Raw genomic sequence first — 14,644 nt, 5'->3', positions numbered from 1 at the left:
GCATGCCCGTCTACGAACCGGCCATCGACCTCGCGGGCATCTCCGCCATCGACATGCACGTGCACCTCGAGGAGGACTCGCACGGGCACCGCGCGATGCCCGAAGACCTCTTCGAGGCCTCCGCCGCGTACTTCAAATCGGAGGAACGCACCCCCTCCATCGACCGCATCGCCGAGATCTACCGGGCCGCGGGCATGGCAGCAGTGGTGTTCACCGTGGACGCACGCACCGCCTTGGGACATCTGCCCAACTCGATCGACGACCTCGTCGCCGGCTGCGCACGGCACCACGACGTCCTCATTCCCTTCGGAACCGTCGACCCGCGCACCGGCGGTGACGCCCTGGTGGAGGCCCGGCGCCAGGCCGGTGAACTGGGGGTCAGGGGCTTCAAGTTCCACCCCTCACTGCAGGGATTCGACCCCAGCGACCCGGAATTCCGCCCCCTCTGGAACGAGCTGGAGCAGCTGGGGCTTCCCTGCATCTTCCACACCGGCCAAAACGGGATGGGAGCCGGCCTGCCGGGCGGACGGGGCATCAAGCTGCGCTACTCCAACCCCCTGCTGCTCGACGACGTCGCTGCCGAGTTCCCGGGGCTGGTCATCATCATGGCCCACCCCTCGGTGCCGTGGCAGGACGAGGCCAATTCCATCGCCACCCACAAGGCGAACGTCTACATCGACCTCTCCGGCTGGAGCCCCAGGTACTTCCCGGAGTCGCTGGTGGCGCGGGGGAACAACATCCTGGCGGGCAAACTCCTCTTCGGCACCGACTTCCCCCTGATCACGCCGGAGAAATGGCTGGCCGCCTTCGCCGACCTGCCCCTGAAGGACGCCGTACGCCCGGGCATCCTGAAGGACAACGCGGTGCGCGTCCTCGGGTTGGGCACGCCATGACCGCCCAGTTGCCGACCCCCTTCCACCCGGCGGACGCCTACGGTTATGCCGAGCTGCTCACCGACGCCGAGCGTGCCACCCTGCTGCGGCTGCGCGGACTCCTCGATGAGCATGTGCGCCCCGTGCTGGCGGAAAGCTGGGACCGCGGGGAATTCCCCACCGGCATCGAGGCACCCTTGATTGACGCGCAGTTGATGGATCCGGCCGAGGTCGCCGCGGCCGGAGAACAACCAAGCGCCCTGTACTCGGGGTTCCGCACCTTCGAACTCGCCCGCGCCGACGCGTCGGTGCTGACCTGGTACAACGCGCAGGCCGGCCTGTTCCGCACCACCGTCGCCTATGGTGCGTCGGCGGAGCAGGCAGCGGAACTGGACGCGCGCATCCGCGACTTCTCCTGGAAGGGCGTCTTCGCGCTCACCGAACCCGAGCATGGGTCCGACATCGCCGGCGGCCTGGCGACCAGCGCGCGACGCGATCCCGCCACCGGGCACTGGAGGATCGACGGCGCGAAACGCTGGATCGGCGGAGCCGGACAGGCCGATGTCATGGCAGTCTTCGCCCGCGACGTCGAGGACTCCCAGGTCAAGTGCTTCATCGTGCCGGTCGATGCCGACGGCGTGGAACTGGAGGTCATCCGCGGCAAGGCCAGCCTGCGCATCATGCAGAACTTCGACATCCGCCTCACCGGCGTCGTCGTCGAGGACGCCGCCCGGTTGCCGAACATCAACTCCTGGAGCGACGTCGCCGCCTGCCTGCGCCGCATGCGCGCGGACGTGGCCTGGAGCGCGGCCGGTGCCGCCGCAGGGGCCTACGAGGCCGCGGTCCGCTACGTCGGCGCACGGGAACAATTCGGGCAGCCCTTGGCCCGGTTCGCGCTCATCCAGGAAAAGCTGGCCCACATGCTCGGCAACGTCACGGCGAGCCTGGGCATGGTCGTGCGGCTGAGCCAACGGCAGGCCGAGGGGATCTACCGGGACGAGGACTCGTCGCTGGCCAAGATGCACACCGCGCGCACGCTGCGCGAAACCACGGCCCTGGCCCGCGAGGTCGTCGGCGGCAACGGCATCCTGGTGGCCCACGACGTCGCCCGGTTCCACGCTGACGCCGAGGCGATCTATTCCTACGAGGGGACCCACGAGGTCAACGCGCTGGTCGTCGGCCGCTCCATCACCGGCCTGGCCGCATTCCGCTGATCCCGCCCCGCACACCCACACACACCCGGCGCACGCGCGCCACCCCCACCACAGGAGAACGAGATGCCCCAGAAAGTCATCAGCTACCAGGACCTTGCCACCGCCGCCGGAACGGACCTCGGCTACAGCGAATACCGCACCGTCACCCAGGAACAGGTGGACACCTTCGCCGACGCCGCCGACGACCACCAGTGGATCCACACCGACCCCGAGCGCGCCAAGGACGGGCCCTTCGGGGGGCCCATCGCCCATGGCTACCTGACGTTGAGCCTGCAGATCCCCTTCTGGGCCGAGCTCTTCGAGGTCGACGGGGTCTCGACGAAGGTGAACTACGGGCTCGAAAAGGTCAGGTTCCCCTCGCCGGTCCACGTTGGATCCCGGATCCGCATGAAGGCCACCATTGCCTCCGTCGACGAGGTGCCGGGTGGCTACCAGATCGCCGTCGACCAGGTCATCGAGGTCGACGGGGGAACCAAGCCTGCGGTGGTCTCCCGGGGTCTCTACCGTTTCTACGCCTGACCACCAAAGAATTATTGATTTTTTCAATAGTTGAACATAACCTGATTTGAGTGTGGCGTGCATCACGCACGTTGCATGGGCCGGGCCGCACAGGCCCGCCGGACACCGAAGGAGTAAGGACATGCGCAATGCCGGGCTGGGTCCGTGGATCCGCAAGCGCAGGGTGAAGTCGGGAAACAAGCCCGCAGTCATCCACGCGGGGCGGGAACTGGGCTATGCGGACATGGCAGACCGGGTGGATCGGCTCGCCGGAGCATTGCAGGCCCGGGGGATCGCCTCCGGCGACCGGATCGCGTACCTCGGGAACAACCACCCGGCCTATCTTGAAACCCTGTTCGCGGCAGGACTGATCGGAGCCGTGTTCGTCCCCCTGAACACCCGCCTGGCCGCGGGGGAGCTGGCCTACCAGCTCACCGACTCGGGAAGCCGGCTGCTCATCCATGCCTCCGAGCTCGCGGAGCTCGCGCAACGGGCCGTCGAGGGGACCGCCGTCCAGGACCGCTGGTCCGTGGGGGCGACCGCCGCCGGCGCCGCATCCTACGAGGAGGCCATCTCCGGTGCCGAGCCGACGGCCACCGATGTGCCGGTCTCCCTGGACGATCCGGCCATCATCCTCTACACCTCCGGCACCACGGGCCGCCCCAAGGGTGCGGTGCTCAGCCACGGGAACATGACCTGGAACAGTTTCAACGTCATCGTCGACTATGACGTCCCGGCCTCCGAGGTCGCCTTGATGATCGCACCGATGTTCCACGTCGCATCACTGGGCATGGGTGCCTTGCCCACCCTGCTCAAGGGCGGAACCCTGGTCCTCCAGGACCGGTTCGATCCCGGCGAGGTGCTGGCGGCCATCGAACGCCACCGGATCACCAGCCTGTCCGGGGTGCCCACGACCTACCAGTTGCTGGCCGAGCATCCCACGTTTGCGACCACTGACATCTCCTCGCTGGTCAAGCTCACCTGCGGCGGGTCGGCCGTTCCGGCCCGGGTGTCCGAGGCCTACGAGGCCCGGGGCCTGTCCTTCTCCAACGGATACGGCATGACGGAGACCGCACCGGGCGCCACCGCATTGCTGGCCGAGCACTCACACGAGAAGGCCGGTTCCTCCGGGCTTCCCCACTTCTTCACCGACATCCGCATCGTGGAGCCGGGCGGCGGCATCGCCCCGCCGGGGGGCGACGGGGAAATACAGATCAGCGGACCCAACGTCATCTCCAGGTACTGGCAATTGCCCCAAGCCAGCGAGCAGGCCATCGTCGACGGCGGATGGCTGCGCTCCGGGGACATCGGACACGTCGATGAGGACGGGTTCCTCTACGTCTCCGACCGGCTCAAGGACATGATCATCTCGGGCGGGGAGAACATCTACCCGGCGGAGGTGGAAACGGTGATCATGGAACTGCCACAAGTGGCCTCCGTTGCCGTGATCGGCGTCCCGGACGAGAAGTGGGGGGAGGTGCCGCGGGCCGTCGTCGAGCTCTTCGACCATGCCGAACTGGACGCAGCCGGCCTGCAAGCGCATCTCGATGGCCGGCTGGCCCGGTACAAGATCCCGCGCACCGTCGAAATCGTGGGGGAACTACCCCGGACCGCGAGCGGAAAGATCCGCAAGGCGGCACTGCGGACCCGCATCACCGCACCCGCTGCCCCCGAGGGGGGACAGGATCCCAGCCGCACCTGAGCACCCGGTGGCGTGCCGGCACAGCAAGCACCTTTGAGGGAAGGAACGGAAAATGAAGAAACCCATGAGGGCCGCTTTGGCGGCCGGAGCGATCCTGGCCTTGGCTGCGTGTGGATCGGGCTCGCCGAGCGGGGACTCCGGCGGCGCCGATGGCTCCGCCGACGGTTCACTGACCAAGGTCACGGTGGGGGTCATCCCCATCGTCGACACCGCCCCGATCTGGCTCGGCGACCAGGAGGGGTTCTTCGCCGATGAGGGGCTCGACCTGGACATCCAGACGGCCAGCGGCGGGGCGGCCATCATTCCCGGAGTCCAATCGGGCAGCTACGACTTCGCCTTCTCCAACCTCGTCTCGCTCATGGTGGCGAACGACAAGGGATTGGACATGAAGGTCGTGGCCAACGGCAACAGCACCACCGGCACCGACCACGACTTCAGCGCCGTCGTCGTCTCCAAGGACTCAAAGATCAAATCACCCAAGGACCTGGCCGGCCAGAAGGTCTCCGTGAACAACCTCTCCAACATCGGCGACACCACCATCAAATCCGTCGTAGAGAAGGACGGAGGGGACCCGGATTCCATCAATTTCGTCGAAGTCGGCTTCCCCGATGCCCCGGCAGCCCTGGACAACGGAGTGGTTGATGCCGCCTGGATCCTGGATCCGTTCCTGACCCAGGCGGTGGACGACGGGGCGCGGGTGATCAGCAACAACTTCACCGATTTCGATCCCCAGCTCGACATCTCCGCCTACTTCACCTCCCAGTCGGCGATCGACAAGAACCCGGAGCTGGCAGCGAAATTCCAGCGGGCCATGGACAAGTCCCTGGAGTTCTCCGAGCAGAACCCCGACAAGGTCCGGGACATCGTGGGGACCTATACCAAAATCGACGCCGAGACGCGCAAGGAGCTGATCCTGCCGAAATTCCGGGTGGAGATGAACCGCGACGCCGCGCAGAAGCTCGGTGACTCCGCAGTGAAGTACGGCACGCTGTCCAAGGCCCCGAATCTCGATGAGCTGCTGCCATGAGCGTGGTGATTGATCCGACGACTGCGCCCGGGCCTCCCCGGCCGGCGAGGCCGCGCCGCAAAGGGGCGCCGGGCTGGGTGCTGGGCCTGGTGGGGGTCCTGGTCTTCCTGGGAGCCTGGGAGCTGATGCCGATCCTGGGAATCGTGCAGGGGAAGTACCTGCCGCCGGCTTCCGAAGTCATCGTGGCGCTGGTTCGGGACTTCGGCCTGGCGGCCTTCTGGGCCTCCGTGGGGGACACGTTGTTGGCCTGGGCCGTCGGGCTGGCGATGGCGACCATCCTGGCGTTGGTGCTGGGCATGGTGATCGGCAGCTCGCGGTTCCTGCGTCGTTTCACGAACTCGACCATCGAGTTCCTGCGCCCGATCCCCTCGGTCGCGTTGATCCCGTTGGCCGTGCTGTTGTACGGGGTGAAGCTGGAATCCTCACTGCTGCTCATCATCTACGCCTGCTTCTGGCAAGTCCTCATCCAGGTCCTCTACGGGGTGGCCGATGTGGACAACGTGGCCATGCAGACAGCGCGCTCCTACAGCTTCTCCACGTGGCAGCGGATCAAGGACGTGGTCTTCCCGACGGTGCTTCCCTATCTGATGACCGGCATCCGGCTGGGTGCCGCCGTCGCGTTGATCCTGGCCATCACCGCCGAGCTGATCATCGGCTCGCCCGGTTTGGGCCGGGAGATCGGGCTGGCCCAATCCGGTGGCGCCGTCTCGGGGATGTACGCGCTGATCCTGGCGACCGGGTTGCTGGGCATGGTGATCAACGTGTTCATGCGCTCCATTGAGCGCCGGGTGCTGGGATGGCACCCCTCGGTCCGCGGGGAGGTCATCGCATGAAAACACTGAAATCCGTTGGATACCTGCTAGCGCTGCCGGTCCTGCTGGTCGCCCTGTGGTGGGTGGGCACGTCCGGGGAGCCGAACTTCTTCGTGCCGACCCCGGTGCAACTGGTGGACACCTTCGGGCCCACCTGGTTCGAGGGCCGTATTTCCACCGATGTGATCCCCAGCGTGGGCCGGCTGGTCGTCGGCGTGCTGCTGGCGATCGTGTTGGGCGTGGTGCTGGGCCTGCTGGTGGGTTTGAACCGGACCCTGCGGGCGCTGACCGAACCGGTCTTCGAGTTCTTCAGGGCCCTGCCGCCGCCGGTACTGATCCCGGTGCTGATGCTGCTGATCGGCGTGAACGACTCGATGAAGGTCGCCGTGATCGTTTCGGGCGCCATCTGGCCGGTGTTGCTGAACACGATCGAGGGGGTCCGCTCGATCGACCCGGTGCAGAACGAGACGTCCCGTTCCTACGGGATCTCCGGTTTTGCCCGCATCAGGTACCAGGTGGTTCCCTCGGCCATGCCCACGGTGATGGCCGGGATCCGCCAGTGCCTGTCGATCGGGTTGATCCTGATGGTGATCTCGGAGATGTTCGCCTCCTCCTCGGGGCTGGGATTCACCATCGTGCAGTTCCAACGTTCCTTTGCCATTCCCGAAATGTGGTCGGGCATCATCGTGCTCGGGCTCATCGGGGTGGTCATGTCGTTCATCTTCCAATGGGCCGAGCGGCGCGTCCTGCGCTGGTACAACGGCTTGAAAGAGGTAGAAAATGCAGTCTGACGCCAGTACCCCCGAAACCCTTCCCGACCACCTGGCCCAACCCGCCGGCCCGGGCACCGCGCCGTCGCCGGCCGGCCGGACCCTCGCGGAGGGGCAGGCCCTGCTCTCGGTGCGGGGGGTGAAGAAGGTCTACCACACCGATGGCGGGGACATCGAGGCAGTGCGGAACCTGACGTTCGACCTGGCCCGCGGCGAGCTGGCCTGCCTGGTGGGCCCCTCGGGGTCGGGCAAGACGACGCTGTTGAAGGTCATTGCCGGGCTGCTGGGGGCAACCGAGGGTGAGGTCGTCCTCGACGGGCAGAAGGTCACCGGCCCGCCGAAGAAGATGGCCGTGGTGTTCCAGGAATACGGGCGCTCGCTTTTTCCCTGGTTGCGGGTGGCGGAGAACGTGGAACTGCCGTTGAAGAACGCCGGGGTCCCGAAGGCCGAACGCAGGGTTCGTGTGGCCGAGGCCCTGGAAGCCGTGGGGCTTTCGGCGGTTCCGCGCTCCTACCCCTGGCAGCTCTCCGGTGGCATGCAGCAACGTGTGGCCATCGCCCGTGCCGTGGCGTACCAGCCCGAGGTGCTGCTCATGGATGAGCCGTTCGCCGCAGTGGATGCGCAGACCCGTGCTGATCTGGAGGACCTGGTGCGGCGGTTGTGGAAGGACCTGGGCATGACTGTCCTGTTCGTCACCCATGACATCGATGAGTCCATCTACCTCGGGGGCCGGGTGATCGTGCTCTCCTCCTCGCCCACAGTGGTCCAGGAGGACCTGGTCATCGACCTGCCCGATGAGCGCGACCAGCTCGAGACCCGGTCGTTGCCGCGGTTCACCGAATTGCGCCACCACGTCTACGAGCAGATCCAACTCGCCAAGCGCGGACACCGTCCCGATGGGGTCGCCTGAACGCTCAGGCAGCGCCCGCCAGGGAACGGGCGATCCCGCCTGCCGCCGTCCGCAGGGCCATGACGGCGGCGGGCAGCAGGTCCGAATCGGTGGGAACGACCACCGAGATCACCGCCACTGCGTGACGGTGCTCATCCAGGATGGGCACCGCGGCACCGGTCGTTTCGGGGTCGGTGAAGCCCGCCAGCGTGGCGTATCCGGTCAATCGGATATGGGCCAGGGTCCGGCGCAGGTCAGGATGTTGGGCCAGGGCCTCCTGCTGGTGGCGTTGGAGGAAACCCTCGCCGAGGTGGGACGGGGCAAAGGCCAGCAGTGCCATTCCCATCGAGGTGCGCAGCACCGGCATGCGGCCGGCGACGTGGGCCTGGTTGACGGCGGCGCCGGGGCGGGAGAGGCGCTCGACGATCAGCACCTCATCCTCGTGCAGGATGGACAACTGGGTGTTCTGCTGCAGGAGCTGGTTGATGTCCTCCATGTAGGGCAGGGCAAGCAGGCGGAGGTCCCGGGTGAGCGAGGCCCTGTTCGAGAGCTCCCATAGCCGCAGTCCCAACCTGATTTCCCCGTCGTCGTTCCTGGCCAGCAGGCCATGGGATACGAGTTCCTCGACCAATCGGTACGCGGTGGCGCGCGGGACGGCGGCGCGCCGGGCCAGGGCGGTCACGGTGAGCGTCGGCTGGTCGGCGTCGAAGGAGTCCAGGATCCTGACCAGCCGGTCGAGCATGGAATCGCCGGACGGTGAGTTGGCCATGGCTAGGCGGAGGCGATGGCCGCGGCGATCTGCTGTGGATCGACCTCTTGGTGATCCGACGGCGACCAGTGCGGGGTGCGGTCCTTGTCGATGATCTGCGCCCGGATGCCCTCGGGCAGATCCGGGTGCCGCATGAGGAAGTCCGCGACGCGCAGTTCGCGGGCCAGCGCCGAGGGCAGGTGGGCGTCCTCCCGGGCGGCGCGCACCGCTTGCAAGGCGGTCTGGGTGGCCAGCGGGGAATTGGCCCGGATGGCCGCAGCCGCCTGGGCGGCCGCGGGAAACGCGCTGGCATCGAGCCGTTGGAGGATCCCCGGCACGTCCTCGCCGGCGTAGGCCTCGTCGATCCAGGCAGCATCGGAGGCCAGTTGGCCGGCGGGAGCCCGGGTGCCGAGCAGGATCTCCAGGGCGACCGCGACGTCGGCGGGCGGCAGGCCCACCAGGTCGGGCAGGGCGGCGAGCACGTCGTCGACCCCGTCGTCGGCGATGAAGAAGTCGGCGAATCCGGCGTGGATGGCATCGGCGGCACCCATGGTGGAGGCGGTGAGGGCAAGATGTTCGCCGAGCCGGCCCGGGGCCAGCCCCAGCAGGTGGGTGCCACCGACGTCGGGGGAGTAGCCGATGTGCGTTTCCGGCATGCCGATCGCCGAGCGGGGCGTGACGATGCGGACCGATGCATGGCCGGCCAGGCCGACCCCTCCGCCCATGCACAGGCCTTCCATCAGCGCCACGACGGGTTTGGGGTAGGTGGCGATCAATCCGTCGAGTTGGAATTCCTCGGCCAGGAACGAGAGGAACTCATGCTGCTTGCCGGTGGTGATGGCGGTGTGGAAGGCCAGGATGTCGCCTCCGGCGCAGAATCCGCGGTCCCCGGCACCACGCAACACCACGATTCCCACCGACGGGTCCTCGCGCCAGGCCCCGAGCCTCCGGGTCAGCTCGGTGACCATGGGGCGGGTGAGGGCGTTGATCTGGTGGGGACGGTTCAAGGTCAGCAGGCCCAGGCCGTCCACGACGTCGGCCAGGACATGGTCCTGCTCGGCGGTTTCCTGTTCCGTCGACTCCGTCATGGTTGCCCGCCCCTTCATCATGCTGTCCTGTCCCATTCAATGACGCTACTCCCGCGCCCCCGGGCAAGCCAGCCGATCCGCCGGAGTTCCCCATTGTGTCGCGCGAGACAACACGCTAGAGTTCAATATACGAACTTAAGTTCATTCAGTGAACATTTGATGGCGGGAGTCCCATGCAACAGGCCTACATTTACGACGCGGTACGCACCCCGTTCGGCAAGATCGGCGGGGCGCTGTCCTCGCACCGGCCCGACGATCTGGCCGCCCACATCGTCAAGACCCTGGTGGGCCGGTCCCCGGATCTGGACGTCGAGCAGATTGACGAGGCCATCTTCGGCAACGCCAACGGCGCCGGCGAGGAAAACCGCAACGTGGCACGCATGGCCACCCTGCTGGCCGGACTCCCCGTCTCCCTGCCGGGCACCACCGTCAACCGGCTCTGCGGCTCATCCCTGGACGGCGCCATGATCGCCTCCCGCCAGATCAATGTCGGCGACGCCGACCTGATGCTGCTCGGCGGCGTCGAATCCATGTCGCGTGCCCCGTGGGTCCTGCCCAAGACCGAACGCCCCTTCCCGATGAACAACCTCGAACTGGCCAACACCACCCTGGGCTGGCGGCTGGTCAACCCCGAAATGCCCGGGGCCTGGACCGTCTCCCTGGGCGAGGCCACCGAACAGCTGCGCGAACGCGAGGGCATCGGCCGCGAACGCCAGGACGCCTTCGCGGCCCGCTCCCACCAGCTGGCCGACGCCGCCTGGAACGCCGGGCACTATGACGACCTGGTGGTCCCCATCGAGCCGAACACCCGCAAGGGCGTGCGCCTGGACCGCGACGAGACCATCCGCCCCGCCTCCACCCCCGAATCGCTGGCCGGCCTGCGCACCGTCTTCCGTTCCGAGGACGGCACCGTCACCGCCGGCAACGCCTCCCCGATGAACGACGGCGCCTCAGCCGCCTGGCTCGGCAGCGAGAAGGCAGCGGGCCTGCTGGGCCGTGAGCCGCTGGCCCGCATCGCGGGACGCGGTGCCGCCGCCCTGGAACCGCAGTACTTCGGGTTCGCACCGGTCGAGGCCGCCAACCGGGCCCTGGCCAAGGCGGGGATCGGCTGGGAGGATGTCTCCGCCGTCGAACTCAACGAGGCCTTCGCTGCGCAATCGCTGGCCTGCGTGGATGCGTGGGGCATCGACGAGGAGATCGTCAACGCCTGGGGCGGCGCCCTGGCCATTGGCCACCCCCTCGGCGCTTCGGGCCTGCGGATCCTCGGCACGCTCGCCCGGCGGCTGCAGGCCTCCGGCCAGCGCTGGGGCGTCGCCGCCATCTGCATCGGCGTCGGCCAGGGCCTGGCCGTCGTCCTCGAAAACACCACCAGCAAGTAAAGGGGTACCACCGTGGCACCACGTATCGCCACCAACGCCGCCGATGCCGTCTCCGGCATCCACGACGGCGCCACCGTCCTCATCGGCGGGTTCGGCAATGCCGGCCAGCCGATGGAACTGATCGACGCCCTGCTTGAATGCGGGGCCACTGACCTGACGGTGGTGAACAACAACGCAGGACAGGCCGACGCCGGATTGGCACTGCTGATCAAGGAACGCAAGGTCAGCAAGGTCATCTGCTCGTTCCCGCGCCAGTCCGACTCCTGGCACTTCGATGAGGCCTACCGGGCCGGGGAGATCGAGCTCGAACTGGTCCCGCAGGGAAACCTGGCCGAACGGCTGCGCGCCGCCGGTGCCGGGATCGGCGGGTTCTTCACACCCACCGGTTACGGCACGCTGCTGGCCGAGGGCAAGGAGACCCGTGAGATCGACGGCGTCGGCTACGTGCTGGAGACGCCGATCAAGGCCGATGTCGCCCTCATCAAGGCGTTGACGGCCGACGAATTCGGGAACCTCGTCTACCGCAAGACCGCCCGCAACTTCGGCCCCGTCATGGCCACCGCCGCCGCACAGACCATTGTCCAGGTCGAGCAGATCGTACCGGTCGGCGGGATCGACCCGGAGGTCGTGGTGACCCCGGGCATCTACGTCGACACGGTCGTCCAGATCGCAGGAGAGAACAAATGAGCACCTACACCTCCACCGACGCGGCACTGACCCGCGATGAGATGGCAGAACTGGTCGCCGCCGACATCCCCGCCGGCGCCTTCGTGAACCTGGGCATCGGCCAGCCGACCAACGTCTCCAACTACCTCACCGCCGACCAGGGTGTCACCCTCCACACGGAGAACGGCATGCTGGGCATGGGCCCGGTGGCCACCGGGGACGACATCGACGGCGACCTGATCAACGCCGGCAAGATCCCCGTCACCGAACTCCCCGGGGCCAGCTACTTCCACCATGCCGATTCCTTCGCGATGATGCGCGGCGGACACCTGGATGTCTGCGTCCTGGGTGCCTTCCAGGTCTCCGCAGCAGGCGACCTGGCCAACTGGCACACCGGTGCCCCCGGGGCCATCCCCGCCGTCGGCGGTGCCATGGACCTGGCCATCGGCGCGAAGTCCACCTGGGTCATGATGGGGCTGTTCACCAAGGCCGGGGAATCCAAGCTGGTCGAGGCGCTGAGCTACCCGGTCACCGGGCTCGGCTGCGTCTCGCGGATCTACACCGAGTCGGCGATCTTCCTCCTCGAGAACGGCACGGTCACGGTCCGCTCCACCCACGGCATCTCGTTCGAGGAACTCGCCAAGCGGTTGCCGGTGGGCCTGCAGCGGGCCTGACACCGCCTCCGGGGTCGTGCCGCGCCCACCGGCCGGCCCCGGAACCGCCCGCACCACCGCCACCTTAGGATGGTGGGGTGCCGCGCGATGCCCGCGGTGCCGCGCACCCTGTCGGAAGGACACCATGGAGCACGACGTGCAGACGCCCCCGGGCACCCCGACCACCGCAGCGGGCGGCCAGTACGTGCAGTCGCTGGCCCGCGGGCTGGACGTCATCCGCGCCTTCGACGCCGAGCACCACTCCATGACGCTGACCGACGTCGCCAAACGCACCGGCCTCTCCCGGGCGACGGCCCGCCGTTTCCTGCTGACCCTCGCCGAGCTGGGCTATGTGCGCACCGACGGAAAGCACTTCGAGCTGACCGCCCAGGTCCTGCAGCTCGGCTACGCCTTCCTCTCCGGCCACACGCTGACGGAGCTCATCGAACCCGTGCTGGAGGAGCTCTCCTCGCGGCTGAACGAGTCGGCGTCCGCTTCCGTGCTGGACGGAGCCGATGTCGTCTACATCGCCAGGGTCCACACCCGGCGCATCATGCGGGTCGGCATCGCGGTGGGCAGCCGTTTCCCCGCGTATGCGACCTCCATGGGCCGGGTGCTGCTGGCCCACCTTGATCATGCGGCCCTCGACGCCGCACTGGCAGCCCGCCCGTTGGAGGCGCTGACGCCGACCACCCTCACCGATCCCTCGGCCCTGCGCCGCGAATTGGCAGCCGTCCGGGACCAGGGGTGGTGCCTGGTGGACCAGGAACTGGAAGTCGGGTTGCGCTCCATCGCCGTTCCCGTGATGTCGCCCGACGGCACCGTCGCCGCTGCGCTGAACGTCTCGATGAGCACCATGCCGGGCGCCGCTCCCGGCGGCGGAAACCGCGCCGAGGAGGCCATGGAGGTCCTGCCGCACCTGCAGGACGCGGCCACCCGGATCGAAGAGGCCCTGCTCGCCCGACGCTGACGACCGCCGTCGTCCCTCCGGCTGCCTTCCGAAGGCTGGTTTGGCCGCCGCGTTCGGGTTACAGTCTCGGTATCCAGCCGGCGCATGCTGCCCGGGATGCCGCCAAGCCGCGGTGCCGGTTCGGTCCGGTCACCATAGCGGGGGAGCATCGCATGTCGATCCGAAGCCAACTCTTCGCCCAGGGAACCGCGGCGTCCGTGGCCCTGGCCCTGGTCGCCGCCGGTGGCGCGCCACCGGCCTCCGCTGCGGGACACCCGGCCGCCTCACCGCCCGCGGCGATCGCCGCGTCGGTCGTGCCGCTGGTGGTGCCCACCGCCTCAGTGACCCGATACGCGAAGACGACGGCGAACCTGAACCTGCGTCGCGGTGCCGGGACGCGGTATTCGTCGCTGGGCGTCATGAAGAAGGGCGCCGTGGTGGTGCGGACCGGGAAGACCTCGGGGGCGTGGTGGCAGGTGCGGTACGGCGGCAAGACCGGCTGGGCGTCCTCGACCTACCTGCGTGCAACAGGCACGACGGCAGCGGCCACGCCCCGGCCCTCCACGGGCAGCTCGACGCGCTGGTTTGCCGGGACCCAGGCCCTGTACACCCGACCGACGTTCGCCTCGAAACGGCTGCAGGCCTTCACCAAGGGCATGAAGGCCACCACCTTGCGGACCTCAGGCTCCTGGACCTATGTCCAGGCACCCGGCAGCAGGGGTTGGATCCCCACGCGTGACCTCTCGAAGACCGCCACGCGCTACACCGGGTCCACCGTCCTTCGCTCCAGCAGCTACCGCTGGACCCGTTACGCCTCCAACGTCCGCACCGGCGGATCGACCTCGACGAGGAGCCTGGGGGTGGTGCCGGCCGGTGAAATGATGCCCAGGCTCTCCGGGCGCAACGGGTGGACGCGGGTGAAGACGTCCAAGGGCGTCGGGTGGATCAAGAACACGTTGCTGACGAACCTCGCAACCCAGGCGCCGCCACATCTGCAGCCGGTAACCGCGAAGATGATCAAGAAGGTGAGGGCCGCCTACGGGCCGACCTTCGGGTCGGTCGGGACGTTGCGCAATGGTTCGATCGGCCACCGGCTGGGGACGGGATCCGACTTCATGATGCGGGGATGGAACTCGGCGTCGGGCATCCGCCATGGCAATGCGCTCGCCGCCTACCTGGTCAGGAACCGCGCCTCCCTCGACATTGACTACCTCATCTGGAGGGACAGGATCTGGCTGCGGCAGGACGGGCAGTGGGGGCCGTATTCGAAGGGCGGTTGGGGGCGGCACCTGAACGCCCGTGGTTGGAATGCCACGACCATGCACTATGACCATGTCCACGTGGAAACCCTGGTGGACTGACCAGCGCCACAGGTGT

The 14,644-nt window shown here is 67.9% G+C and carries 15 protein-coding genes; 13 read left to right on the top strand and 2 right to left on the bottom strand.

Translation table 11 applies throughout. The annotated features are described in order from the left end of the window. Nucleotides 1-2 precede the first annotated feature (2 nt). The 8 genes from ACN0TP_RS07795 (at nt 3) to ACN0TP_RS07760 (ending at nt 7,805) form a co-directional block, all read left to right on the top strand. Nucleotides 3-893: an amidohydrolase family protein gene (locus tag ACN0TP_RS07795; RefSeq protein ID WP_417218285.1), complete on the top strand. Its 891-nt coding sequence runs from the start codon at nt 3-5 to the stop codon at nt 891-893. Further along, nucleotides 890-2,086, top strand: a complete 1,197-nt coding sequence (locus ACN0TP_RS07790) for an acyl-CoA dehydrogenase family protein (RefSeq protein WP_417218284.1) — start codon at nt 890-892, stop codon at nt 2,084-2,086. The genes ACN0TP_RS07795 and ACN0TP_RS07790 overlap by 4 nt, the downstream gene beginning before the upstream one ends. A 63-nt stretch (nt 2,087-2,149) precedes the next feature. After that, nucleotides 2,150-2,605 (top strand): MaoC family dehydratase, encoded by a 456-nt coding sequence (locus ACN0TP_RS07785; RefSeq protein WP_417218283.1) that lies wholly within the window; start codon nt 2,150-2,152, stop codon nt 2,603-2,605. Between the two features lie 121 nt (nt 2,606-2,726). Continuing rightward, nucleotides 2,727-4,286: an o-succinylbenzoate--CoA ligase gene (menE, locus tag ACN0TP_RS07780; RefSeq protein WP_417218282.1), complete on the top strand. Its 1,560-nt coding sequence runs from the start codon at nt 2,727-2,729 to the stop codon at nt 4,284-4,286. Between the two features lie 52 nt (nt 4,287-4,338). Next, the gene (locus ACN0TP_RS07775; RefSeq protein ID WP_417218281.1) at nt 4,339-5,313 is read left to right on the top strand and encodes an ABC transporter substrate-binding protein; all 975 of its coding nucleotides are present in this window, start codon (nt 4,339-4,341) and stop codon (nt 5,311-5,313) included. Next, entirely contained in the window at nt 5,310-6,146 is an 837-nt protein-coding gene (locus ACN0TP_RS07770) for an ABC transporter permease (RefSeq protein WP_417218280.1), read from the top strand. The genes ACN0TP_RS07775 and ACN0TP_RS07770 overlap by 4 nt, the downstream gene beginning before the upstream one ends. Further along, the gene (locus tag ACN0TP_RS07765; RefSeq protein WP_417218279.1) at nt 6,143-6,916 is read left to right on the top strand and encodes an ABC transporter permease; all 774 of its coding nucleotides are present in this window, start codon (nt 6,143-6,145) and stop codon (nt 6,914-6,916) included. The genes ACN0TP_RS07770 and ACN0TP_RS07765 overlap by 4 nt, the downstream gene beginning before the upstream one ends. Further along, nucleotides 6,906-7,805: an ABC transporter ATP-binding protein gene (locus ACN0TP_RS07760; protein WP_417218278.1), complete on the top strand. Its 900-nt coding sequence runs from the start codon at nt 6,906-6,908 to the stop codon at nt 7,803-7,805. The genes ACN0TP_RS07765 and ACN0TP_RS07760 overlap by 11 nt, the downstream gene beginning before the upstream one ends. A 4-nt stretch (nt 7,806-7,809) precedes the next feature. Here the strand turns inward: ACN0TP_RS07760 and ACN0TP_RS07755 are convergent, their stop codons facing one another. Both ACN0TP_RS07755 and ACN0TP_RS07750 read right to left on the bottom strand, forming a co-directional pair. Further along, nucleotides 7,810-8,553, bottom strand: coding sequence for an IclR family transcriptional regulator (locus tag ACN0TP_RS07755; RefSeq protein WP_417218277.1), 744 nt, complete (start codon nt 8,551-8,553; stop codon nt 7,810-7,812). Between the two features lie 2 nt (nt 8,554-8,555). Next, nucleotides 8,556-9,656 (bottom strand): enoyl-CoA hydratase/isomerase family protein, encoded by a 1,101-nt coding sequence (locus ACN0TP_RS07750; RefSeq protein ID WP_417218276.1) that lies wholly within the window; start codon nt 9,654-9,656, stop codon nt 8,556-8,558. A gap of 137 nt (nt 9,657-9,793) precedes the next feature. On the opposite strand from ACN0TP_RS07750, the gene ACN0TP_RS07745 reads away from it, so the two are divergent. From ACN0TP_RS07745 to ACN0TP_RS07725, 5 genes are all read left to right on the top strand, one after another. Beyond that, nucleotides 9,794-10,999: a thiolase family protein gene (locus ACN0TP_RS07745; protein ID WP_417218275.1), complete on the top strand. Its 1,206-nt coding sequence runs from the start codon at nt 9,794-9,796 to the stop codon at nt 10,997-10,999. Between the two features lie 12 nt (nt 11,000-11,011). After that, nucleotides 11,012-11,686, top strand: coding sequence for a 3-oxoacid CoA-transferase subunit A (locus ACN0TP_RS07740; protein WP_417218274.1), 675 nt, complete (start codon nt 11,012-11,014; stop codon nt 11,684-11,686). After that, complete coding sequence (locus ACN0TP_RS07735) at nt 11,683-12,339, top strand: 3-oxoacid CoA-transferase subunit B (RefSeq protein WP_417218273.1); 657 nt, start codon at nt 11,683-11,685, stop codon at nt 12,337-12,339. The genes ACN0TP_RS07740 and ACN0TP_RS07735 overlap by 4 nt, the downstream gene beginning before the upstream one ends. A 124-nt stretch (nt 12,340-12,463) precedes the next feature. Then, entirely contained in the window at nt 12,464-13,288 is an 825-nt protein-coding gene (locus ACN0TP_RS07730) for an IclR family transcriptional regulator domain-containing protein (RefSeq protein ID WP_417218272.1), read from the top strand. A 152-nt stretch (nt 13,289-13,440) separates the two neighbouring features. Further along, nucleotides 13,441-14,628, top strand: a complete 1,188-nt coding sequence (locus tag ACN0TP_RS07725) for an SH3 domain-containing protein (RefSeq protein ID WP_417218271.1) — start codon at nt 13,441-13,443, stop codon at nt 14,626-14,628. Nucleotides 14,629-14,644: the final 16 nt, after the last annotated feature.

This window comes from Arthrobacter sp., from assembly GCF_048266065.1.
GTDB lineage: Bacteria > Actinomycetota > Actinomycetes > Actinomycetales > Micrococcaceae > Arthrobacter_H.
Note: the sequence above shows the minus strand (reverse complement) of the source record. Positions and strands in the feature narration are given on the sequence as shown.

Bases quoted from the DNA above. Each gene is read 5' to 3' on its own strand.
- ACN0TP_RS07785 (WP_417218283.1), top strand. From the start codon at position 2,150: ATGCCCCAGAAAGTCATCAGCTACCAGGACCTTGCCACCGCCGCCGGA.
- ACN0TP_RS07760 (WP_417218278.1), top strand. From the start codon at position 6,906: ATGCAGTCTGACGCCAGTACCCCCGAAACCCTTCCCGACCACCTGGCC.
- ACN0TP_RS07745 (WP_417218275.1), top strand. From the start codon at position 9,794: ATGCAACAGGCCTACATTTACGACGCGGTACGCACCCCGTTCGGCAAG.
- ACN0TP_RS07735 (WP_417218273.1), top strand. From the start codon at position 11,683: ATGAGCACCTACACCTCCACCGACGCGGCACTGACCCGCGATGAGATG.
- ACN0TP_RS07750 (WP_417218276.1), bottom strand. From the start codon at position 9,656: ATGGGACAGGACAGCATGATGAAGGGGCGGGCAACCATGACGGAGTCG.
- ACN0TP_RS07790 (WP_417218284.1), top strand. From the start codon at position 890: ATGACCGCCCAGTTGCCGACCCCCTTCCACCCGGCGGACGCCTACGGT.
- ACN0TP_RS07770 (WP_417218280.1), top strand. From the start codon at position 5,310: ATGAGCGTGGTGATTGATCCGACGACTGCGCCCGGGCCTCCCCGGCCG.
- ACN0TP_RS07795 (WP_417218285.1), top strand. From the start codon at position 3: ATGCCCGTCTACGAACCGGCCATCGACCTCGCGGGCATCTCCGCCATC.
- ACN0TP_RS07725 (WP_417218271.1), top strand. From the start codon at position 13,441: ATGTCGATCCGAAGCCAACTCTTCGCCCAGGGAACCGCGGCGTCCGTG.
- ACN0TP_RS07730 (WP_417218272.1), top strand. From the start codon at position 12,464: ATGGAGCACGACGTGCAGACGCCCCCGGGCACCCCGACCACCGCAGCG.
- ACN0TP_RS07765 (WP_417218279.1), top strand. From the start codon at position 6,143: ATGAAAACACTGAAATCCGTTGGATACCTGCTAGCGCTGCCGGTCCTG.
- menE (WP_417218282.1), top strand. From the start codon at position 2,727: ATGCGCAATGCCGGGCTGGGTCCGTGGATCCGCAAGCGCAGGGTGAAG.
- ACN0TP_RS07755 (WP_417218277.1), bottom strand. From the start codon at position 8,553: ATGGCCAACTCACCGTCCGGCGATTCCATGCTCGACCGGCTGGTCAGG.
- ACN0TP_RS07775 (WP_417218281.1), top strand. From the start codon at position 4,339: ATGAAGAAACCCATGAGGGCCGCTTTGGCGGCCGGAGCGATCCTGGCC.